Raw genomic sequence first — 22,071 nt, forward strand, 5'->3', positions numbered from 1 at the left:
CATATAACCATAAACTGCCAATTAATATGGCGAAAATAAAAAGGAAACGCAAGTGTCGGTGGCAAATATACTTTGTCACCGACACTTGCATTTCCGAATTCACCGTCATTAAAAATGACTCCTGACACCTTACTAACATCAAATGCAATAACATGTTTCATTTCCATCCTACTAATATAGAATTGAAGTCTTCACCTTACACTTATCGATTCCAATTTCTTAAACACGATGTTAAAGGATCCAAAATACTAAAAACTGATTCAAGTAAGGTAACTGATGTAGGTCGCTTTTTGATACGGATTCTAGATAACAACGAGCCACCGGTCTATTCTACACATCAACTATATAAAAAATAGTAGTGCTAACTAATGCCTTGGTACGCACTACGAATCTTAGTATGTTTTTTATGTGATCAAATCATATAAATGTAGCTCAAAATAATTTTCAAAAACAGGTATGTGGTGGATTTAGCTTTTGTTAAATTAATGTTCTTTAAAAAGAATGCTAACTGTATTATAATATATGGGTAGAAAGAATAAAATCCGGGTGTAAAAACGTGAATTTTTTTGATTAATTTGTTCTTTATAATGAATGTTTTTAATGGAGGTAATTTCTATGTCTATTTTAGTTACAGGCGGCGCAGGATATATTGGATCTCATACTTGTATAGAATTGTTGAATGCGGGACATGAAATTGTTGTATTAGACAATTTCTTAAATAGTAAACCTGAATCATTAAAACGGATATCTGAAATAACGGGAAAGAATTTTAAATTCTACAATGTGGATCTACTTGATTACTCTGCAATAGAGTCTGTGTTTCTTGCAAATGATATTTTGGCCGTGATTCATTTTGCTGGATTAAAAGCAGTTGGAGAATCAGTATCTATGCCATTACAGTATTATAACAACAATATAGTAGGAACATTAAATTTATGTCGAGTTATGGAGAAATATGGGGTTTATAACTTAGTATTTAGTTCTTCGGCAACTGTATACGGATTTCAAGAGCAGGTACCTCTAAGTGAAGATTTACCACTTCAAGCAACAAACCCTTATGGGCGCACAAAACTAATGATTGAGGAAATTTTACAAGATCTATATGCTTCCAACCAAAACTGGAGTATAGCCCTGTTGGTTTATTTTAATCCAGTGGGTGCACACAGTAGTGGGCAAATAGGAGAAGATCCTAATGGTATTCCAAATAATCTAGTTCCTTATATTACCCAAGTAGCTGTTGGGAAGTTACCTGAACTAAAAGTATTTGGTGGTGACTATCGAACACATGATGGTACAGGCGTTAGAGATTATATTCATGTGGTAGATCTTGCAGATGGTCATTTAAAAGCTCTGGTAAAGGTTATGGGGAATTCAGGAATTACGGCATATAATCTAGGAACTGGTACAGGATACAGCGTATTGGATATGATTCATGCCTTTGAACAAGTGATTGGGCGTCCAATACCATATAGAATAGTAAACCGAAGACCTGGAGATGTTTCTATTAGTTTTGCTGATGCTTCCAAGGCCAATGAAGAACTAAATTGGAATGCCAATAAAGGTCTTAATGAAATGTGTAGAGATTCATGGCGATGGCAAGTTAATTATCCAAATGGATTTGATAAAGATTACGAAAGTAAGAAAATAAATGTTGTAAATCAATTATAAAACTACAATTATAATTTTAATCTGTAGAAATAATGGAATGTAACCTAAAGTGTTATTTATGTTGTAGTTCTTGATACATTTTATGTAAGAAAAAGTTAATGGAATATGACATTTTTGTTTAATTTGTTCTTTTAATAGAACGTTTATTGGATTATAATTTTATATATAACCTGTTTAATTTAATAAATTTAAATCGACAATTTTCTTTGAATTATTTGTTCCTTATAGTGAACAATATTGTATCGTTAAGGAGGTGAAATAATGATTATTGAAAAGGTTTACTCTAGACCTATCGTATTAAGCCATCAATCTCTTCGGTTTGAAACCAGACATAGCTGGAATCCTGGGAAAGGGAATAATCCTGATTCAAATGGAAATGGGGGAATAAATTTTCCGGTTGATAAGAATCCAAATCCACAACCATGTGGAGCAGGAACACCAGGAAATGGCAATGGGAACGGTAATGGAAATGGGAATGGCAATGGCAATGGCAATATCGGGGTAGGTCAATGTAATCCAAATGTTAACCCTTAATTTCAGTGGAGACGGGAAGAACATGGGAATATTTATTCCTTGACTTCCCTTTCCAAAAAATATCAACTTTTCCTTGTAGGAGGCCAATAATGAACAAATTAATAACAAAAATTGGCGACCATTATATACATATAATCTGTGAATCTAAAGAATTAAATAATATGTTTGAAAAAAATTTTAACTCCGACATATGTGCTGAAAATGAGCTGCCTGATCTGATCATCAAAATTGAAGAAGGCTATGGTGTTCCCTTTCAAGATTACGAAGTAGAGATTATCAAGAATGAAAGCCAAATCCAGTACCGTCGAGCCGATTACTTAATTGAGGTTAATACTGAGTTTAAGTCTGCGACTATTTCTGTTTATAATGATTTCGCCTTAAAACATGCATTAACAAATTTATACAGTGCCTTCATCGTGTATCATAATTGGGGTCTCTTGATCCACTCCTCCTGTGCAATAGAAAATGGTAAGGCCCATATCTTTGCTGGTCAATCGGGGGCAGGTAAATCAACAGCAGCCAAACTGTCGAATCCAAGACCTCTTCTTTCGGATGAGGCTACACTTGTCAAAATTGCCTCAAATAAAGTTACTGTGTATAACTCACCATTTCGCAGTGAAATCCAATCAGATCATTTTGAGGGAAATGTAGAATTAGCTAGTGTTCAATTACTTTACCAAGCACTACAAAATCAGAGAACTAGGTCTGCTAAATCTGATGCTTTACTGCATTTAATGGATAAAGTCTTCTTTTGGCCCCATAGTGATGAGGAGACGAAAACTATTATGAGATTAATGACCTATTTAGTAAAGAACGTACCAGTTTATGAACTTCATTTTCAAAAAAATAATACATTTTGGGAGTTAATATCATGACGACTCAATATATTCAAAAAGGAAATTATGAAGCTACCGAACTTGATGGAGAATGGATTATCTTGAATACTGAACAATATACCATTACCAAATTAAATGATGAGGGTGGACAATTCTGGTCATTGCTTACTGAGGTTCAAACAGTTGATTCCCTAACGCAATCTTTGTTAGCGAAGTTCACAACAATAGAGAATGAGCTGCAAGTAAAAAAGGACATGGAAGAATTCCTAGCCAATCTCGTTCAGTGCGGGCTGATTGAACATGTTGATTGACAATCATACCTTTGCACATCTTAAACGTACAATCAAAAAGGACGGCAAGTTGGAGCTGCCGGCATTTGGGAATAGCATGTATCCATTTATACAACAAGGTAATCTCTGTAGGTTTATCCCATGTCCATCTTCTCAATTAAAGAAGGGCGATGTGATTCTGTTTTATTCGCAAACCGGTCAATTAATCGCCCACCGATTTGTGAACGTAACAAAATTAGATAACCAACTGTTTTTCTTATTTAAAGGAGATACAAACCTTGGTTACGATCAAGTTATAAGAGAAGAGTTTATTCTTGGTAAACTAGCAAGTGTGCAAAAAAAACGGCTGACAATAATGCCGCAACATTTTCTGGCTCGCAGTTGGGGAAAAATGATTCTTACCTTTCCTTTCCTATCAGGCATGCTTAGAAAATATTTAAATAGGAAATTCAAATTACAATTCTAGTAAAATTTGGAGTGTCCATACGATGAAGGAACGGTTTGATTCTTTAATTAAACAATATTTTACCATGAAAGATATGCGCAGGGCTTTTTCCTTTGTTTTGCCCTTTATCATGAAACGTTGGAAGGCCTATCTTGTTATTCTTATATTATTAGGGTTGGATATTTACTTAACGATCGCTTTTGCAAGGTACTATGGTCAGATTACTGATGCAGCTATTCATGGTGGGTATCAACAGATTTTATCCTTCATACCCTATGGCGGATTACTTATTATATTGAGTATTGTCTCAAGCGTTTGTTATACATACGCTAATTTGTTTGCGACGAATGGGGTAAAAATGGACATTAAAAACCATTTTTTTCACCATGTACTAAGACTGCCAGCTGCAGAAACATCCAATATTCGCTCCGGTGAATTAATGTCCCATTTTTCTAATGATATCCATGGTGTTGATGGAGTAATTGGCAGTAATCTTATTAGTCTAGTTAGGCTGCCAATAATTTATATTGTTGTATTTGTTTATTTGGTAAATATTAATTTGACACTGTGTTTAGTAAGTCTTATCATCGCCCCAATCACAGCATTATCTGGTGTTGTATTCGGCTTGTTACTTCGGAAAAATGGGAGATTGATCCACCGATTAGTAGGAAATATAAATAGCCTCCTAAATGAGACTTTTCATGGCTTTACCGTAATTCGTTCCTTTACACTTGAGAAACTGCAGTATAAAAAGTACGTCAGACAAAATAAGGAATTATTTCAATTAGAGCTTGAAAATGGCAAACTTCAAAGCTGGTATAATTCGGGCGGTCAAATTTTAAGTTCGATTACTTTTATGATTAACCTGTCTGTCGGAGCCCTTTTTGTCTCCAAAGGAATGCTTTCCGTTGGAGCATTGTTAACGTTTCTAAACTTAGTTGGGCACTTATTTTATCCAATTACGGGAATGGCTAGTTTATGGGCTGGCTTTCAACGGTCTGTTGCCGCACTTGAAAGGGTGTTAGCTGTCCTTGAAACACCAGCTGATCTACAAGATTTACCTTCGTTTAAGCCCACCTTGAACCAAGTCGATTCGATTCGGTTTCATAACGTGACCTTTAGTTATGTGGAAAATAAAAATGTTTTGGAACATTTTCATTTAGAGATTCCTGCTGGGAAAGTGGTGGCGTTAGTTGGTCCGAGTGGAGCGGGGAAGAGTACCCTGTTTAATCTATTACAGGGATTTTATAAGCCGCAATCAGGAGAAATTAAAATTGCTGGTAAATCCATAGAAGAGTTCTCCGCTTCAGAGTTAAGAAGTTCGATTGCCCATGTCCCACAAGAAACCTTCTTATTTGCTGGAACCGTTCGAGAGAACCTTTTGATTGCCCGTCCCAATGTGACGGAGAAAGAAATGGTGGAAGCGGCAATCAATGCTGAGATTCATGACTTCATTCTCTCGCTTCCTAACGGATACGAAACCCAAATTGGTGAAAATGGAGTTAAATTATCTGGAGGCCAAAAACAAAGAGTCGCCATTGCTCGAGCCATTTTAAAAGATTCGCCAATTTTACTATTAGATGAAGCTACTTCGGCTTTAGACGGGGAAACAGAATATTTCGTCAAAGAAGCACTGGATGAATTGATGAAAGGCAGAACGACAATTATTATTGCCCATCGCTTGTCGACAATCCAAAACGCTGATGTAATCATGGTGATGAATAAGGGAAAAATCGTTCAACAGGGAACACATGAGGAGTTAATGGGACAAAAAGGTTTATATCGAAAACTCAATGAAACATCGTATAGTTCTAAAAAAGAAACACCTTTGTCTTTAGTTTCAAACTAATAAATGGGAGATGAGGCTGGTGAGTCTAGAGTTCGTGAAATTTTTATATGATAGTAAGAAATCACTGCCTCAGGATGAGGAGCTGTATCATCAAGTTCTTCAGGATATTGAAGATGACGGTACTGCCTCCCAGGTTTATTTTTTATTAAAACAGCAGGGGAGGCTCGAGCAAACTCCTGCGTTTTTTCAATTTCATCTTAAAGAAGAATATAATAAAGGATTGTATCAAAATCTTTTTATTAAAAATCAAACAGATCAATTATTAAGGTTGTTTGAGGAGAAAAAGATAGACGTTATTGCGCTGAAAGGGGTTTATTTTGCTGAGAAATATTTTGGCCACATCGGGGCAAGGGCTACCTCTGATATTGATTTATTAGTCAAAATTCAGGATCTTACTATCGCCATTGAATCTGTTAAATCGTTAGGTTTTACGGTGGAAGAAGAGTCCATACCTGGTCATTTTCATTGTAGTTTTAGCAAGAAATTACCTGATTCGCCCACGCCGCTAGTGGTGGAATTACATTGGGATTTGGTAAAAAGAAGTACCTCGAGGTTTAATATAAATGATCTTTGGGAGCAGTCGGTACCCGTGAGCCAATCCGGGTATATTAAAGAACTTTCCCCACTTCATACCTTTTATATGATTTGCCTTCACGGCTGGCGCCATAATTTAGACTCAATGAAATATTTTATGGATATTATTCAAGTCATTGACAAGGAGAGGAAGGAGATTGATTTTGACCATTTCATACAGCTCGCGGAATCTCACCAAACCTTAAAGCGGAACATCAGGACCTTATCCATCGTTTATCAGCAATTTCCACACTTAGACGAAATCAAGATGTTCCCATTTCAAGTGAATACTCTTTGGGAATACCAAACTTTAAAGGCATTTAGGCAGTACTGGGATTTCCTCGATTATCAATTTTTTAGCTATGATACATTCAAACATACATTGATTGAAATTGGTAACTGGCTTTGGCCTTCAGAATATGAAGTATCTTCACAAATAGATGAGCAGTCACAAGGCAAGAAAATGTACCTCTTGTTGTATAAGAAGAGACTTACTAGTCTATTAAAGGCGGTATTGCCACATTAATAAGCCATCTAACCTAACCAGATGGCTTATGTTTCTTTCATATGCAATTATTTATAAATGAATACCCTCAAATTGTTTTCCCCATCAATTGTGGCTAACAAAACATTCTGGATCCCTGTTTGATGTGTTTGATTAAGAGTATCCACAAGCCACCTTTCATTCTTGTTTTTTTCTTCTAGTGTATGATGAACAATCTTGCCTTCTCTTATAACGGTCTGTGGGAGATCAAAAGGCTTCGTTGTCATCTGGTAGGTGGATGGCGTAATCGGCTCATACTGCGGATCTAAGAAAATGGAAAGTTTCCCATCTGATTCCCATAGCGCTAATGCTACTTTTTTTACATCCTCAATTTTTTCTTTTCTCAACTCTGCTAATAAATAATCAATTGAAATTCTAGCTTTCTTTAACCCTTTATAAAGAATTTCTCCTTCTTTAATAAGAGGAAATGGATCGGGGTCTAGAAACTTTCCGATGCGGGTTGATTTTAAACTGATAAATAAACCACCGGTATACAGAACCACCAATACGATGGTTGTAGTCATCGCACCTTTCATTCCAAGGTGCTCGTCTGATAATGGATGGGCAATAATATTACCAACAACTAGGGCGATAACGAAATCAAGTAATCTTAATTGAGAAATGGCACGTTGTCCCATTAGTTTAGCAACAATGAGCATAAAGAAGAATCCAATTACAGCTCTTAAAATCCACTCCATTAAATTAAGCGTTTCTTGAGCTTGCAAAAAATCCATTGAAGGCAAATAGTCACTTCCTTACCTTGTAAACGTCTTACTTAGTATTGTCACGAATAAGTACTTTTAATATAAAAAATACTGATAAAATACCGAATGAGTCAATAACTAAATCGTAAAGCCGTCCATCTCTACCAAAAAACAGTTGCAGGAATTCTGTTAAAAACGCAAAAATAATGGATATGCCAATAGAATATTTGTGACTTCTAAATAGATTGAAGAGAAGAAAATCCATGATCGCAAAACCAACAAAATGTCCTAATTTAATTTTAATAAATTCAGGATGAATCAAAGTTAAATCATTAAAATAAAAAAAAGACAAAAAATCAGGATTTGAAACCCACTTTAATCCAAAAGAATGTAAATATATTAGTCGCTCTATACTCTCAGTCCAGGTATTTACCAACAAAAATAGGCCCCATAAAATAATCAATAGAACTTTTATGAAAAGAAATCGTTTCTGTGTCTTTCTTTTCTTATCGATTCTACAACTACCTTGTATCGGTTGATGATCCAAAGTCCTTGCTCCTAACTAACTATTATTTCTTAATATACATTTTACCATTGTTCCTTTTAAAGAACAAACGGGGATATTCACATTAAAATAATCCAATAATCTACCACTTTCGTATTATAGGTGAATGAAATTTATCTGGGTAAAATTAACTCCTCTCCGTTTACAAAATTCTACAATTTCTTTATAATGAACAAAGGAAGTTCTTTTTTAGGAACTAATAATTAGAAAAGAAGGGGAATCATGATATATCCACTAATAAAAGAAAGAAACAAGATTCACATTGTGAAGGATTCCTATCATTGTGCATGCGGTATAGTCTTTAACAAGGATCGGATTATTAATAGGAAGACCCTTAAAAAAATTAAATTTATTGAAATAGGTCAGGTAACATGTGAGAAATGTGTTTTAAAACTTCTAAACTACGATTAATTGGTTTATATAAATTTTGTCGAAATTCTGTCGATATTTTTGGAAATATTTTCATTTAGTTTCCATCAAGACTATAGTACTATTAGTTTATTCTATAATAATTTAATACTTTAATACTATGAATGACAAAGGCAAACCTTTCGAAAGATTGGGACGCAAAGCTACAGGTCTAAGGTTTTTAACTAGGATGGCTGAGTTACCTAAAATAGTAATCATTTTAGGAGGGTTAATTTTGCCTGCATTAACCGTTGAACAAGATATTGATACAGAATGGTTAGATCTTATTAATGAAGCTAAAAAGATAGGACTCTCTATTGATGAAATTAGGGATTTCCTAAATCGCTCCCTTGGATTAAAGACGATTGAACCGGAATATAATTAATAAGAGGGGTAATTGAGTGTTTAATTTTCGCAATATTCAATTGATTAAAAAAACAGCTTAACAAATTAATGAGCAATTTGTTAAGCTGTTTTTTTAATTTTAATAATTTAAAAACTTCACACAAACCGGATACGGAACCTCGATATCAGCCTGAATCAATGCAAGTTTTCCTGTGTTTTCATCACGCGAAAACAAGACGAGGTTACTGGACTCTTGGTTTGACGCCACAATGAATTTCTCTGTTGGGTCGAACATAAAATCTCTCGGCCAATCACCTTCAGTGGAGGTGCGATCAACAAAACTAAGCTCTCCCGTTTCTTGGTTTACACGGAAAACAGCAATACTGTTATGGCCACGATTCCCCGCATAAACAAACTGTCCATCAGATGAAATATGAATGGCGCTTCCTTGATTATTCTCGGTGAAATCTTCAGGAAGCGTTGAAATATATTGTTTCTCTGTAAAATGACCATTTTCCGAATGATAGGATAAAACAATCACTTCCGAACTAAACTCTGTCATGATATATGCAAATTTTTGGTTCGGATGGAAAACTAAATGTCTTGGTCCGCTTCCAGCTTTTAATGGAAGAAAGTGCGCTTTTGAAAGTGTTCCATCACTGTTGACTGCATAAGTAATTAAAGCATCAATACCCAATTCAACCACTGCTAGATAATTCTCATCAGGGGTGATGCCGGCATAATGGGTATGCGGTTTCTCTTGTCTTGGGTCTGGACCAGAACCTTCATGTTTTATAACCGATGCAGCTGGTTGAATCGTTCCATCTTCCTGGTTAATTAAATAAGATTCTACCGATCCTTTATGATAATTGGCACTGAATGCATAACGGTTGTTACTGTCAACACTCACATGACAAGGCGATGAGCCCTGAAGTAACTGACGATTGAGCTCGGTTAATCCGCCTTCCCTGTTTATGGAATAAGCAACTACGCCTCCATTTTCTCCTTCTTTAGCCACAGAATAGAGGTATCGATTGTCCTTACTGATCGTGACATAAGTTGGATTCTCTAACTGTGCAGCTGCAACTTGAATATCTTCGATTCTTTTCTTATCCGTATTTAGTTTAAACGTATAGATTCCTTCGCTGCCGCCCTTGGTGTATGTTCCAATATAACCGATAAATGTTTGGTTGTTTGTCATTTTTTTGGCTCCTCGAAAAATGTAGTCTGTTTATTTTAGCAGAAATTTTATTTATTACTCAAATATAGAACCTGAATTAACTGAAAATTAATTTGATATGGTATAGTTTGGGTGTTAGTTTTATCCAAAAGCGAATAGAAATGAGGGTACCCCACATGGTTTACCAAGCTGCAGAAAATCGTTATGAATCAATGAAGTATAATCGGAGTGGCCATTCAGGGTTATTACTACCGGCCGTTTCACTTGGACTTTGGCACAACTTTGGCGGTGTGGATACATATGAAAATGGACGGGCAATGCTGAAAAGAGCGTTTGATTTAGGCATTACCCACTTTGATTTGGCCAACAATTATGGTCCGCCGCCAGGTTCGGCTGAAGAAATGTTTGGTAGAATCTTAAAAACAGACTTTGCTCTATACCGTGATGAAATGATCATATCTTCAAAAGCGGGCTATACGATGTGGCCGGGTCCATACGGGGATTGGGGCTCAAGAAAATACTTGATATCTAGTCTAGATCAAAGTCTAAAACGAATGGGACTTGATTATGTTGATATTTTTTATTCACACCGTCCAGATCCCAATACACCACTTGAGGAAACCATGGGGGCATTAGATTCTATTGTTCGTCAAGGCAAGGCGTTATATGTTGGAATCTCTAACTATAGTGCTGAACAAGCGTCAGAAGCTATCAAAATCTTAAATCAGTTAGGAACACCTTTGTTAATCCATCAGCCAAAGTATTCGATGTTTAACCGCTGGATAGAGGATGGCTTACAGGATGTGCTCCAGGAAAACGGGGTAGGTTCAATCGCTTTTAGTCCGTTAGCGCAAGGTTTATTAACAAATAAATACCTAAAAGGGATTCCAGCCGATTCTCGTGCAGCAAGCTCTACAGGGTTCTTGCGTGAGGAGCATGTAACTTCAGAAGTATTGAATCGTGTTCAAAAATTAAATGAAATTGCAACAGAGCGTGGTCAGAGTCTTTCACAAATGGCGCTTGCTTGGGTTTTACGCGGAGAAAAAGTTACTTCTGTCTTAATAGGTGCAAGCAGAGTGAGTCAAATTGAGGAAAACGTTGCTGCATTAAATAACCTTGATTTTTCAGAGGAAGAATTAATAAGAATAGAGGATATTCTAACTAACTAAGAAGATGGATGGGCTATTGCTCATCCTTTTTTTAGGTGATAAAACTCACTTGCTTAGTTTATTGAATACACAAACTAATGTTAAGATGCTATAATAATTCCAATCGTAAATAATATTTATGAAAGCGGTGTCTTTACGATTGATAGAGGCAGTTAAAACTAAAAAGAAAAGTAAATCTAACTAAGATTATCAATCAATCAGGAGGAAAATCTACATGAAGAATATGTTTATGATTGGAAATGCACACCTTGATCCGGTTTGGCTTTGGCGCTGGCAGGAAGGCTTTCAAGAAGTGAAAGCAACTTTTCGGTCTGCATTAGATCGTTTAAAAGAATATGAGAATTTTATATTCACGTCCAGTTCTGCTGCTTATTATGAATGGATTGAAAAAAACGATTCGAAGATGTTTGAGGAAATCAAGGAAAGAATACAAGAAGGCAGATGGGTTATTTGTGGGGGGTGGTGGATACAGCCCGATTGCAATATTCCAAGTGGCGAATCATTTGTCCGCCAAGGATTGATTGGTCAAAATTATTTTAAAGAAAAGTTCGGCGTGACAGCAAAGGTTGGCTACAATGTTGACAGTTTTGGTCATAATGGTATGCTGCCGCAAATATTAAAGAAATCCGGGATGGATTCCTATGTATTTATGAGACCCGGCCCTGAGGAAAAAGGACTTCCAACCCGTTTGTTTTTGTGGGAATCTAAGGACGGTTCCCGAGTAAAAGCCTTTCGGATTCCTTTTGAATATTGTACCTTTGACCATCTTGAAAACCATATTATGCATTGTAAGAACGAGCTTAAACATTCGTTTAATCAATTAATGTGTTTTTATGGTGTAGGCAATCATGGGGGGGGACCAACCAAAGAAAACATAGAAGTTATTGAAAAATTAAATGGAACGATGGATGATACCAATCTTATCTTTAGTTCACCCAATGACTTTTTCGAACATGTGGAAAGCCTTAAGGACACACTGCCTGTTGTTCATGATGATCTGCTCCACCATGCCGTTGGTTGCTATTCAGTTCATTCGGAAGTGAAGAAGCTAAACCGTTATTCTGAAAATCTCACATTAATGGCAGAAAAATTCTCTTCGATTGCGAATTGGACAACGGGACAAGTCTACCCTCCAGACATAAACCAGGCTTGGAAAGGGATTTTATTTAATCAGTTTCATGATATTTTAGCTGGAACAAGCATTGAATCTGCTTATCATGATGCAAGAGATTTGTATGGGGAGTCTATCAGTATCTCCTCAAGAAATATGAATTACGCTCTACAATCCTTAAGTTGGAATATTAATATTGAAGAAGAAAAAGGAATGAAGCCAATGGTTATCTTCAATCCGCATTCTTGGCCAGTAAGGGTGAATGTTGAAATTGAAGATGGGCTATTTGTTAACTATCTGCTCCCAGAAGAGTTCATTATCGAAGATGTAAACGGGAATGAAATACCATACCAAATCGTTGATCCAATCGCAAAGATTCCAAATCGAAAAAGAGTTGTATTCTTGGCACAACTGCCTCCATTAGGATATAGCACATATAAACTTCGTGCACTTAAGCCAGCTAAAGAGTTTGAAACTGTAAAAGTAAGCGATAATGAAATGGAAAACGATCGTTTCAGGCTGGTTATTGATCAAGAATCTGGCGGGATTCGCAGCTTATTTGACAAAGTTAAGCAAATTGAAGTATTTAAGAATGACGCAGCTATTCCCGTTGTCTTAAATGACACTTTTGATACATGGGGACATGGGACGTTACGCTTTGATGAAATATCAGGGGTATTCAAGCCGGTAAGAATTAAGAAGCTTGAAGAAGGACCAGTAAGAGGGGTTATCCGGGTAACATCAAAGTTTCAATCTTCAACAATTGTTCAAGATTTTATTATGTATAAGCAATCCAATAAGATAGAAGTCAAAGTGAAAGTAAACTGGCAAGAAAGCTATCAAACTTTAAAAATCAAGTTTCCTGTAAGCTTTAATCAGCGGAATACTACCTATGAAATTCCATTTGGGCATACTAGTCGTGAGTCGGATGGAAACGAAAAACCGATGCAAAACTGGGTTGATGTAACAGGTACAATTAGTAAACAAAGGGAAGAGATTTACGGTCTAAGTATTCTTAATGATGGAAAATATGGAGTCGATGTCAAAGGGAATACAATTAACTTAACGGTTCTAAGAAGCACAATCTATGCGCACCATGCTCCGTTTATCCCTGATTTGGACGAGGATTACCCGATTACTGATCAAGGGATTCAAAGGTTTACTTATCAATTGTTACCACATGAAAACAGCTGGGAAGAGGCTGAAACGGTAAAGCATGCACTAGAATTAAATCAAAAACCACAACTGATTGTTGAAACGTATCATAAGGGTTCACTAGCGCAAGAAGATTCATTTATTTCGATAGATCAACCAAATATTCTTCTTTCTGCTTTAAAGAAAGCGGAGAATCATGATGACTTGATTATTCGTTTAGTTGAAACGAATAACGCAGAAACGGTCGCAAAAGTCGAATTGAAAAATTGGGGAAGAGCTATGGAACTGCATTTTGGACCAATGGAAATCAAAACATTATGCATTCCGAAAAATCCTGAAGAGCCTATTTATGAAACCAATCTAATTGAAAATCTCAATCAGGCACTGGTTACCGTATGAAGCGCAGCGAAATAATTCACCGTTTACATGATTGCTGCGTCACAGGAAGTGGAATAATTAATTTTTGAAAAAAATCATTTAGTAATAAGAACATGGATTTATCCATCTATAATAAATTGACTGGGGGAAGCAGTTTGATGGATGCTAGAATAGTTGAAAAGGGCAGAGAAAAGGCAGAAAAAATTTTGTTGCAAAACGGGGGAGAACTTGGTTTACTGGGATCAAGTACTGCTTACCAGCAAGTTTGGGCAAGAGACAGTATGATTTGTGGACTGGGTCTTTTAGCCTGCAGTAGTGAGGAGGGGCCAACGATTCATCGCAGGTCATTGGAGACATTAGGACAGTTTCAAAGTGAACTGGGAAAGATTCCTCATAATGTTGGTTTTCCAAATGTATTAGATCCCGCATTAATCGCACATGGTGGAAAACTTGGTGATGAAGGTGAAAGTGGACAAGCAGTGGAAGATTCTATCCACGCGGGTTGTGTAGACGGGAATATTTGGTATATTATTGGTCATTATGCGTATTACCAGGAAATGAACGATCAAGAATTTTTACGAAAATGGTGGGGGAATTTAGAAAAGGCACTGCTTTGGCTTCGATATCAAGATTCGAATGAGTGTGGGTTATTAGAGGTTCATGAGGCAATGGACTGGGCTGATTTGTTTGCCAACCGCTATAATGTTCTTTTCGATAATGTTTTATATGCAGCGGCCTGGAAGTGTATGGGACATATGGCTGATGCGTTAAACATCCCTTCGAGCTATTATTATGAAAATGCAGCTGATGTTAAGAAAAAAATTAATATTCTTCTGTGGATTACTCCGGATAATCAGGAAAAGATGGACTGGGTAAAAGCTGAGCGAAAAGAATGGATTTATCCAATTAAGCGTGTCGAAACGGAATTGGTAGAAAGACCATTTTATTTACCGTATATGGGGTTCCGCGATTATGCGGACCGATTTGATACACTTGCCAACCTGCTGGCAATCGTCTTTGGAATTGCGGATGAAACACAAGCAAATAAAATATTGGATTATATTCATGGCTGCGGCATAAATGAGCCTTATCCAGTTCAGGCCTTGTATCCAGCCATTCGCGAGGGGGAAAAGGATTGGCGGGATTATTATCGCGTTCGGAATCTTAATTTGCCTCATCATTACCATAATGGAGGTGCATGGCCGTTTATTGGGGGATTCTATGTTACCGCGTTAATTCAGGCCAAAAGGTTTGATGAAGCAAACTATCAATTAGAGAAATTAGCAAGCATGAATAAAGCAGGTAAGAAAAATGAGTGGGAATTTAACGAATGGTTCCATGGCCAATCAGGAAGACCGATGGGATATGCAGGTCAATCATGGTCGGCAGCCATGTATCTATTTGCAGAGAATGCTGTTAGAAATCAGAAGGTAAATATTTTTAATAGTGATCACCAATGGGTATCCTATTAAATTTTCTTATATATTAAAGGATGATTATGAATGAATACTAAGGGCATAAAAGGTTTTATCTATCGGATTACGGAACTCGTGATGCAATTTGCCTATCTGCAATTGTTGTGGATTTTGTTCACAATAGTCGGGTTAGGGATTTTTGGTATCTTTCCTTCAACAGCAGCCATGTTTTCTGTGGTTAGAAAATGGGTAATTGGAGCTGAGGATGCACCTGTTTTTAAAACATTCTGGCAGACGTATAAAACCGAATTTGTAAAGGTAAATGGACTTGGATTAATTTTCGTTGCGATGGGATGGTTATTATATGTTGACTACCACTTCTTTACCATGGGGGACACGGTTGGCAGCTCACTATTGAAAATTGTAACAATCTTTATCACATATTTCTTTATTACTACAGCAATTTATTTTTTTCCTATTTTTGTTCATTTTCGCTATCGTTTTTTTGATTACCTAAAATATAGCTTTTTATATAGTGTTGCTTCCCCACTAAGGACAGCAGGAATTTTTATTATTTCTTGTGTGATCTATTACTTGCTATTGAAAGTGCCTTCACTTTTTCTCATCTTTAGCGGGAGTATTATTAGTTATATTTGGATGTGGTATGTTTACTTAACGATTACTAGAACACAGGCAGCCAAAAAAGGGTGAGTATTTGGAGTTAACTTGCTTTCAATCATAATAAAAAAGAATTGTTTGACAATAATAGTGATAGGCATTAAAATTAAATTAATTAATAAATTCCTTACCCTAAAATGGGAACGTTCCCATTTTAGGGTATCAAGTTACTAGTATCAAGCCTTTTACTACCCGTGATCTTACTATCATATTTTTTTTACACTCAATGTAAACGGTTCCTATTTTTAAATTATTAGTAATAGTCAGTTAACTTTGTTTCTCAAAGAATAACATTCATTTGGCTTTTTGTGGGAACGTTCCTACATAATAATGATACAAAGCTTGTAGAAAGGAGGCTAATATAGTGAATCCAACAATTATAGATGTTGCTAAATTAGCAAATACATCGAAAAGTACGGTGTCCCGTTATCTAAATGGTCTGCCAATAAAAAAAGAGACAGAAGAAGCATTAAAAAAAGCCATTAAAGAACTAAATTACCACCGCAATGAAAATGCCAGAAGATTGGTTGTCAATAAGACACAAACGATAGGAATTGTGGTTGATAGTATTGCCAATATGTTTTATTCTTCCATCTTTAAGGGAATCGAAGAAGTTGCAAAGGAAAATGGTTTTAATTGTGTGTTCTACAGTATGACCTCCAATAAATACACAGAGTCTTACTTTCAAAATTTAGTTCTTGAGGGGCACGTAGATGGGATCATCTTAATTAGCTTTGTGAAAAGAGATGTTAAAGATCTATTGGAAATAGCTAACGCAGGGATTCCTGTTGTTGTTTTTGGTGATACGGCCGGAGTGGAGGATTTGGTTTCGGTGGATGTTGATAATTACTATGGTATTTCAGAACTTGTGCGTTATCTCCATCGGATTGGCCATCAAAAGATAGCTTATATTTCAGGGCCAAAAGACGCAGCTGCAACAGAGTGCCGCTTAGCCGGATACCTCGAAACGATGGAACAATTAGGATTAACTGTTAATCCAGAGTGGGTGGTTCCTACAGATTGGTCAAATGAGGACGGATATAATGCTATGAATCATTTATTAACAATAGGTGATTTTACAGCGGTTTTAGCTTCAAATGATGAAACGGCTATTGGGGCCTTAAGGGCAGTACAGGAACGGGGCTATAATGTTCCGACAGATCTATCAATTACGGGATTTGACGATATTACACTAGCAAGCTGGACTTTTCCGCCATTAACAACTGTAAAACAGCCGTTCTTAGAAATGGGGAAAAAAGCAGCGTTTGAATTATTTAAGCGCATGGGAAATTCTAAGGAATACATCTCAGAACGTCATTTGTTAAAACCAGAACTGATTATCCGTGATTCATGCAGGAAAATATCAGATCCAGTTATGAAATAAAAGTTACTGATAAGGCAGTCCATCAATTTAGTATAAAACTAGATTGATAGATTGGTACATATGGACCAACATTGGAGGCACAAAAAAGTTTAAAGGCTGTGAAAAAATGAGGAAATCATCTATAAACAAATCCAAATATGGTTTTTATTTTGTAGTTCCGTTTTTCGTTTCATTTTTTGTTTTTGGCTTAGCACCAATCCTTTACTCTCTTTATCTGAGTTTTACGAAGTGGGATGGTTTCTCCGATCCTGTATTCGTTGGATTGGCGAATTATTCACGCTTAATCCATGATACTTTCTTTTATAAGGCAATTGGGAATACGTTAATCATTTGGATACTATCCATTATTCCGCAATTGATTCTAGCCTTAGCCTTAGCAATGATTCTTAATGAGAAATTCATTAAAGGAAAGCATTTCTTTCGAGCGGTTTACTATTTTCCAAATATCATCACACCGGTAACACTCGGAGTGTTGTTTAGTTTAATGTTCGATTGGCAAACAGGGAGTGTAAATAAACTTTTAATGAGTATTGGACTCATTGATGACCCGGTAAACTGGTTTAATAGTCCCTGGCTATCCAGAATTATTGTCGCGGGAGTTATTATGTGGCAGTACTTTGGCTTCAACATGTTAGTTTTTATCGCAGGTCTTCAATCGATACCAGAGGAATTATATGAAGCCGCTGAGGTAGATGGAGCATCAAAATTTACCATCGCTACAAAGATTACCCTGCCTTTACTAAAACCGGTCCTGTTATTTACCTTTATCACATCCATTATCGGTGGTTTGCAATTGTTTGACGCGCCATTAATGCTCGGAAATGGTCCAGATAACTCTACACTAACAATGGTTATGTACTTATATCAAACAGCGTTCAAAAACTTCGATTATAGTTATGGAGCAGCCATCGCATACGCCATTTTTGTTATCATCTTAATCTTCTCATTGATTTCGATTAAGTTTTCAAAAATGAACAAAGTTGAACAGTAAAATAAGACAAGTAGAAGAACAACAGGAGCACTTCGGCGAAGAATTGGAAAGGAGATCCCTTTATGATAGCTAACAATGGCATTGCTGATAACGTTACAATTAATGAAGTTAAAACGAAAAAAGAGAGAAACATTAGTAAGTATTTAGGTAAATTCGCTGTGTATTTCTTATTGCTGCTAGTCGCATTCACATGTCTGGTACCCTTTTATAGTATGATGGTCACTTCAACCCACGCGAATTCAGATATTGCAAGGAAACTGCTTCTACTTCCTGGTTCTGAGTTTCTAGAAAACTATCATCGTTTGATAGATACGGTGCCGATTTGGCGAGGTTTTGCTAATACGCTGTTTATAACGATTACTTCAACAGCACTAAATTTATACTTCTCGGCTCTAGCTGGTTATGGATTTTCAAAATTTGATTATAAAGGAAAAAACATTCTGTTTCTTGCTGTACTAGGGACGATGATGATTCCGGGTCAATTAGGAATTATCGGCTTTTTTAAACTTATGGATTCATTCCATATGTTAAATACGTATTGGCCGCTTATCCTTCCATCCATTTCAAACGCATTTGGGATCTTCTTCATGAAACAAATGTGTGATTCAAGTATTCCGACAGAAATTCTCGAATCAGGCAGAATTGATGGGTGTGGTGAAATAAAAATATTCCACCGGTTAGTCCTTCCATTGCTAATGCCGGCTGTAGCAACACTAGGAATCTTTTCATTTATTGGTAAGTGGAATGATTTCTTAACACCAATGATTATTCTTTTTGATAATGAGCTGCAGACCTTACCTGTAATGATAGCCAGTGTAAAGTCTCAATTTTCAACAGACTTTGGAGCGATGTATGTAGGAATTGTCATTTCAGTTATACCAATCTTAATCTTTTTCTCTATCGTTTCTAAGAAGATTATTAGTGGTGTTACTGCGGGGGCACTAAAAGGATAATGATCTTTAATCTTGTTGGAGGTGTTGTAGAAAAAAGACCTCAGTGCAAGTACATCCTTCAGTGAAAGAGTGGAACTCCTCCACTGAAGAAATGCTTACCTTATCCATCTTTCATAGGTGTAAAAGAATTGACGGTCTTAGCCACCAAATGAAAACGATAAGAAAAATATTAGACCTTCATTATATCAAAAAAAGGAGCTGTAAATCTATGAAAAAGTGGCTTTCTATCTTATTTGCTTCTGTTCTTGTTCTATCATTATTTGCTGGATGTTCGAAAAGTGAGCAGACTGCGTCAGGCAATATTAAGAAAGATAATAATAAAGTTGAAGGTAAATTAACGATATGGACATTCTTTGGTCAAGTCGAAGATATGGCTAAAGAATTTGAGAAGAAATATCCGGATGCCGAAGTGGAAGTGAAAATCTTCCCTGGGGATCAATACCAAACGAAACTATTAAACGTCCTACAATCAGGCAGAGATGTCCCAGATATTTTTGACTTAGAAAGAGGCTATATTGACAAGTTTATCAATTCTAAGTTTGCTGTAAACCTTTCAGACATGGGTGCGGAAGACCTTGTAAAAGATTATGTACCATACGTACAAGCATTAGGAAGAGATTCTAAGGGCGATATAAAAGCGATCTCTGATCACTCTTCACCAGGTGCTTTCTGGTATATCAAAGAAAATGCAAAGAAATACCTCGGAACAGATGATCCAGAAAAAATCAGTCAAATGGTCGATTCCTATGACAAAATTATTGAGTTAGGGAAGAAAGTAAATCAAGACAGTAACGGAAAAGTTCACTTAATATCTCACTTTGGTGATATCTATAACATCGAAGCTTATAATACTAAGCCATGGGTGAAAGATGGAAAATTAATGATTGATTCTGCTTGGAAGAAAAATTATGAATTACAAAAAGAGATTTTTAATAATGATGTAGATGCAAAATTAGAATTCTTCTCTGCAGGCTGGGGTAATGCCATTAATGACGGAAGTGTTGTGTTAACTGCAATGCCAGCATGGGCAAGCTTCATGGTCGATAACAAAAATGATAAGGCAGTTAATAAATATGGTGTTGCAAGAACTCCAAAAGGGTTTTACATGGGTGGAACATACCGATCTATTTATGAAAAGTCACCGAACAAAGAGTTAGCTTATAAGTTCATTGAGTTTATTGCCAGCAAAGAATGGCAGCAGCATAATCTAGAAGTTACAGGAAATATGCCTGGATTATTATCAGTATATGAAGACAACTTGGATACTTATAAATCTCCAATGTTTGGCGATCAAAATGTATTAAAACCATATTACGATACTGTTAAAGATATTCCTGACTATAAGTCCGATAAATATGGTGAAGAAGTGTTAAGTAAATGGAGAAAAGTAGCTGGCCAAGGAATAAAAAATAATGAAAAAATTGATAGTGTCATTAAGAAATTCAAGAAAGAAGTTAAGAACACATTCCCAGAACTTAAGGTAGATTAATAGTTTGTTGTTAAGCAGAGGATGACTTAAAAATGAAATGGCAGCCCCCTGCCGCACTAAGTTGTTTGAAAAAACGATATGGAGCGGTTCTAAGGAGGGGGGCGTATTCTTTTGAGTCATCCTTTACTTTTGGAAGGAGCAGCACCTGTGAGCAGTATACATGAGGAAATAAATAAAATTCGCATCATCGATGGACATGAACATATTGATCCGATGGAAATTCGAAAGAAAAATAAAGTAGATTTCTTTGGTCTGCTTCATTATTTAGAATCAGACTTGATCACTGCAGGAATGAAACGAGGCATGTTAAACGTAAATTCACCATTAACTGCAGAAGAGAAAGCGGAACAATTCTTGTTGTATTACCACAAAACGCAAAATACAACCTATGCACGGTTATTAAAAACAGCAGTTCATGATTTATTTGGTATGGATGACTGGTCTGTAAATGGAATATTAGCTTTAAATGAAAAAGTATTAGCAGCTACAAATGATGAAACCTGGTATAGGAAAGTCTTGAATGAAAAATCGGGAATTGATTTAGCTATTACTTTGCCTTTTACGACCAATGTTGATTTTTCCCTTTTTCGACCTGTCATGTTTTTAGATTTTGCCTTTAAACTCCGAACCATTAAGGATGTACAGGTTATTGAAAGACAGACTGGAAAGCACGTTCAGACATTCCAGGATTATCTTCATGCTGTGGATGCCTTATTAAATAAATTTGTGAAAGAAGGAATGGTTGCAGTTAAGTTAGGCCATGCCTATTGGAGGACGCTGAAGACACTAAAGCCAACCTTCCATGAGGCGGAACGATGCTTTAACAACCTGCTTTCTTCTATTATAGATGAACCTATGTCGCAAAAAGAATCGGTCGTTTTACAAGATTACTTAATTCATCACGTTATCCAATGCTCTATCAACTATGAATTACCAATTCAAATTCATACAGGGCACCATGAAACCAGTGTTTCGGGCAATGGCAATATTATTACCAACTCGAAGGTAACGGATCTCATTCCGCTATTGGCAGCCTATCCGGAGGCAAATTTTGTGCTATTACATTGCGGGCTTCCGTATCACCAGGAATATCTGAGTATTGTAAAAAATTATCCGAATGTTTATGCGGATTTTACCTGGGTGTATGCCATCTCTCCAACGATAGCCAAGCAAATCCTGCACCAAATGATTGAGATGGTTCCGCAAAATAAGATCTTCGGTTTTGGTGGAGATTACAACTTCGTTGAGGGAACATATGCACATCAAAAGCTTGCCCGCAAAATTGTGGGCGATGTCTTAGTAGAAAAAGTGCAGGATCAACTGTTAACAGAAAAAGAAGCAGTTGAATTTGCCAGAAGAATTTTTAGAGAGAATTTGATTGAACTTTACAAACTAAAGGTGTGATTT

20 protein-coding genes and 1 riboswitch are annotated in these 22,071 nt (G+C 36.4%); of the genes, 17 read left to right on the forward strand and 3 right to left on the reverse strand.

Going from position 1 to position 22,071, the window contains the following annotated elements; all coding sequences use genetic code 11:
- The first annotated feature begins 615 nt into the window (after nt 1–615).
- The 7 genes from galE (at nt 616) to ACE198_RS18050 (ending at nt 6,721) form a co-directional block, all read left to right on the forward strand.
- Complete coding sequence (galE, locus tag ACE198_RS18020; RefSeq protein ID WP_375376531.1) at nt 616–1,668, forward strand: UDP-glucose 4-epimerase GalE; 1,053 nt, start codon at nt 616–618, stop codon at nt 1,666–1,668.
- A gap of 261 nt (nt 1,669–1,929) precedes the next feature.
- Nucleotides 1,930–2,202 (forward strand): hypothetical protein, encoded by a 273-nt coding sequence (locus ACE198_RS18025; protein WP_375376532.1) that lies wholly within the window; start codon nt 1,930–1,932, stop codon nt 2,200–2,202.
- A gap of 89 nt (nt 2,203–2,291) precedes the next feature.
- Nucleotides 2,292–3,077 carry a hypothetical protein gene (locus tag ACE198_RS18030; protein WP_375376533.1) on the forward strand — a complete coding sequence of 262 codons (786 nt, stop codon included), beginning with the start codon at nt 2,292–2,294 and terminating at the stop codon, nt 3,075–3,077.
- Complete coding sequence (locus ACE198_RS18035; protein ID WP_375376534.1) at nt 3,074–3,349, forward strand: PqqD family protein; 276 nt, start codon at nt 3,074–3,076, stop codon at nt 3,347–3,349. The genes ACE198_RS18030 and ACE198_RS18035 overlap by 4 nt, the downstream gene beginning before the upstream one ends.
- Nucleotides 3,339–3,794, forward strand: a complete 456-nt coding sequence (locus ACE198_RS18040; protein WP_375376535.1) for a signal peptidase I — start codon at nt 3,339–3,341, stop codon at nt 3,792–3,794. The genes ACE198_RS18035 and ACE198_RS18040 overlap by 11 nt, the downstream gene beginning before the upstream one ends.
- A gap of 22 nt (nt 3,795–3,816) precedes the next feature.
- Nucleotides 3,817–5,622: an ABC transporter ATP-binding protein gene (locus ACE198_RS18045; protein WP_375376536.1), complete on the forward strand. Its 1,806-nt coding sequence runs from the start codon at nt 3,817–3,819 to the stop codon at nt 5,620–5,622.
- A 19-nt stretch (nt 5,623–5,641) separates the two neighbouring features.
- Nucleotides 5,642–6,721 carry a nucleotidyltransferase domain-containing protein gene (locus ACE198_RS18050; RefSeq protein WP_375376537.1) on the forward strand — a complete coding sequence of 360 codons (1,080 nt, stop codon included), beginning with the start codon at nt 5,642–5,644 and terminating at the stop codon, nt 6,719–6,721.
- 47 nt (nt 6,722–6,768) lie between these two features.
- Here ACE198_RS18050 and ACE198_RS18055 read toward each other — a convergent pair whose 3' ends face one another.
- A complete protein-coding gene (locus ACE198_RS18055; protein ID WP_375376609.1) occupies nt 6,769–7,473 on the reverse strand; it encodes a DUF421 domain-containing protein in 705 nt (234 codons plus the stop codon).
- 37 nt (nt 7,474–7,510) lie between these two features.
- Entirely contained in the window at nt 7,511–7,990 is a 480-nt protein-coding gene (locus ACE198_RS18060) for a VanZ family protein (RefSeq protein ID WP_375376538.1), read from the reverse strand.
- A 549-nt stretch (nt 7,991–8,539) separates the two neighbouring features.
- A riboswitch (cyclic di-GMP riboswitch) is annotated at nt 8,540–8,623 on the forward strand.
- Nucleotides 8,624–8,651: 28 nt separating this feature from the next.
- On the opposite strand from ACE198_RS18060, the gene ACE198_RS18065 reads away from it, so the two are divergent.
- Nucleotides 8,652–8,801: an anti-repressor SinI family protein gene (locus tag ACE198_RS18065; RefSeq protein WP_375376539.1), complete on the forward strand. Its 150-nt coding sequence runs from the start codon at nt 8,652–8,654 to the stop codon at nt 8,799–8,801.
- Between the two features lie 99 nt (nt 8,802–8,900).
- Here ACE198_RS18065 and ACE198_RS18070 read toward each other — a convergent pair whose 3' ends face one another.
- Nucleotides 8,901–9,962, reverse strand: a complete 1,062-nt coding sequence (locus ACE198_RS18070; RefSeq protein ID WP_375376540.1) for a lactonase family protein — start codon at nt 9,960–9,962, stop codon at nt 8,901–8,903.
- Nucleotides 9,963–10,117: 155 nt separating this feature from the next.
- Between ACE198_RS18070 and mgrA the strand changes: the two genes are divergently transcribed.
- From mgrA to ACE198_RS18115, 9 genes are all read left to right on the forward strand, one after another.
- Nucleotides 10,118–11,110, forward strand: a complete 993-nt coding sequence (gene mgrA / locus ACE198_RS18075; RefSeq protein WP_375376541.1) for an L-glyceraldehyde 3-phosphate reductase — start codon at nt 10,118–10,120, stop codon at nt 11,108–11,110.
- Nucleotides 11,111–11,324: 214 nt separating this feature from the next.
- Nucleotides 11,325–13,775: an alpha-mannosidase gene (locus ACE198_RS18080; protein WP_375376542.1), complete on the forward strand. Its 2,451-nt coding sequence runs from the start codon at nt 11,325–11,327 to the stop codon at nt 13,773–13,775.
- 137 nt (nt 13,776–13,912) lie between these two features.
- A complete protein-coding gene (locus ACE198_RS18085; RefSeq protein ID WP_375376543.1) occupies nt 13,913–15,226 on the forward strand; it encodes an amylo-alpha-1,6-glucosidase in 1,314 nt (437 codons plus the stop codon).
- A gap of 30 nt (nt 15,227–15,256) precedes the next feature.
- Nucleotides 15,257–15,880, forward strand: coding sequence for a YesL family protein (locus ACE198_RS18090; RefSeq protein ID WP_375376544.1), 624 nt, complete (start codon nt 15,257–15,259; stop codon nt 15,878–15,880).
- A gap of 331 nt (nt 15,881–16,211) precedes the next feature.
- Nucleotides 16,212–17,231, forward strand: a complete 1,020-nt coding sequence (locus ACE198_RS18095) for a LacI family DNA-binding transcriptional regulator (protein WP_375376545.1) — start codon at nt 16,212–16,214, stop codon at nt 17,229–17,231.
- Nucleotides 17,232–17,337: 106 nt separating this feature from the next.
- Nucleotides 17,338–18,222, forward strand: coding sequence for a carbohydrate ABC transporter permease (locus tag ACE198_RS18100; RefSeq protein WP_375376546.1), 885 nt, complete (start codon nt 17,338–17,340; stop codon nt 18,220–18,222).
- A 62-nt stretch (nt 18,223–18,284) separates the two neighbouring features.
- Nucleotides 18,285–19,175, forward strand: coding sequence for a carbohydrate ABC transporter permease (locus ACE198_RS18105; protein ID WP_098572851.1), 891 nt, complete (start codon nt 18,285–18,287; stop codon nt 19,173–19,175).
- A 208-nt stretch (nt 19,176–19,383) separates the two neighbouring features.
- On the forward strand, nt 19,384–20,664 hold the full coding sequence (locus ACE198_RS18110) for an ABC transporter substrate-binding protein (RefSeq protein ID WP_375376547.1): 1,281 nt from the start codon (nt 19,384–19,386) through the stop codon (nt 20,662–20,664).
- Nucleotides 20,665–20,775: 111 nt separating this feature from the next.
- Nucleotides 20,776–22,068 (forward strand): amidohydrolase family protein, encoded by a 1,293-nt coding sequence (locus ACE198_RS18115; RefSeq protein WP_375376548.1) that lies wholly within the window; start codon nt 20,776–20,778, stop codon nt 22,066–22,068.
- The last annotated feature ends 3 nt before the right edge of the window (nt 22,069–22,071 follow it).

The organism is Neobacillus sp. KR4-4, assembly GCF_042136325.1.
Lineage (GTDB): Bacteria > Bacillota > Bacilli > Bacillales > Cytobacillaceae > Neobacillus.

Coding starts and splice junctions, on each gene's coding strand:
- galE (WP_375376531.1), top strand. CDS start 616: ATGTCTATTTTAGTTACAGGCGGCGCAGGATATATTGGATCTCATACT.
- ACE198_RS18025 (WP_375376532.1), top strand. CDS start 1,930: ATGATTATTGAAAAGGTTTACTCTAGACCTATCGTATTAAGCCATCAA.
- ACE198_RS18030 (WP_375376533.1), top strand. CDS start 2,292: ATGAACAAATTAATAACAAAAATTGGCGACCATTATATACATATAATC.
- ACE198_RS18035 (WP_375376534.1), top strand. CDS start 3,074: ATGACGACTCAATATATTCAAAAAGGAAATTATGAAGCTACCGAACTT.
- ACE198_RS18040 (WP_375376535.1), top strand. CDS start 3,339: ATGTTGATTGACAATCATACCTTTGCACATCTTAAACGTACAATCAAA.
- ACE198_RS18045 (WP_375376536.1), top strand. CDS start 3,817: ATGAAGGAACGGTTTGATTCTTTAATTAAACAATATTTTACCATGAAA.
- ACE198_RS18055 (WP_375376609.1), bottom strand. CDS start 7,473: ATGGATTTTTTGCAAGCTCAAGAAACGCTTAATTTAATGGAGTGGATT.
- ACE198_RS18070 (WP_375376540.1), bottom strand. CDS start 9,962: ATGACAAACAACCAAACATTTATCGGTTATATTGGAACATACACCAAG.
- mgrA (WP_375376541.1), top strand. CDS start 10,118: ATGGTTTACCAAGCTGCAGAAAATCGTTATGAATCAATGAAGTATAAT.
- ACE198_RS18080 (WP_375376542.1), top strand. CDS start 11,325: ATGAAGAATATGTTTATGATTGGAAATGCACACCTTGATCCGGTTTGG.
- ACE198_RS18085 (WP_375376543.1), top strand. CDS start 13,913: ATGGATGCTAGAATAGTTGAAAAGGGCAGAGAAAAGGCAGAAAAAATT.
- ACE198_RS18090 (WP_375376544.1), top strand. CDS start 15,257: ATGAATACTAAGGGCATAAAAGGTTTTATCTATCGGATTACGGAACTC.
- ACE198_RS18100 (WP_375376546.1), top strand. CDS start 17,338: ATGAGGAAATCATCTATAAACAAATCCAAATATGGTTTTTATTTTGTA.
- ACE198_RS18105 (WP_098572851.1), top strand. CDS start 18,285: ATGATAGCTAACAATGGCATTGCTGATAACGTTACAATTAATGAAGTT.
- ACE198_RS18110 (WP_375376547.1), top strand. CDS start 19,384: ATGAAAAAGTGGCTTTCTATCTTATTTGCTTCTGTTCTTGTTCTATCA.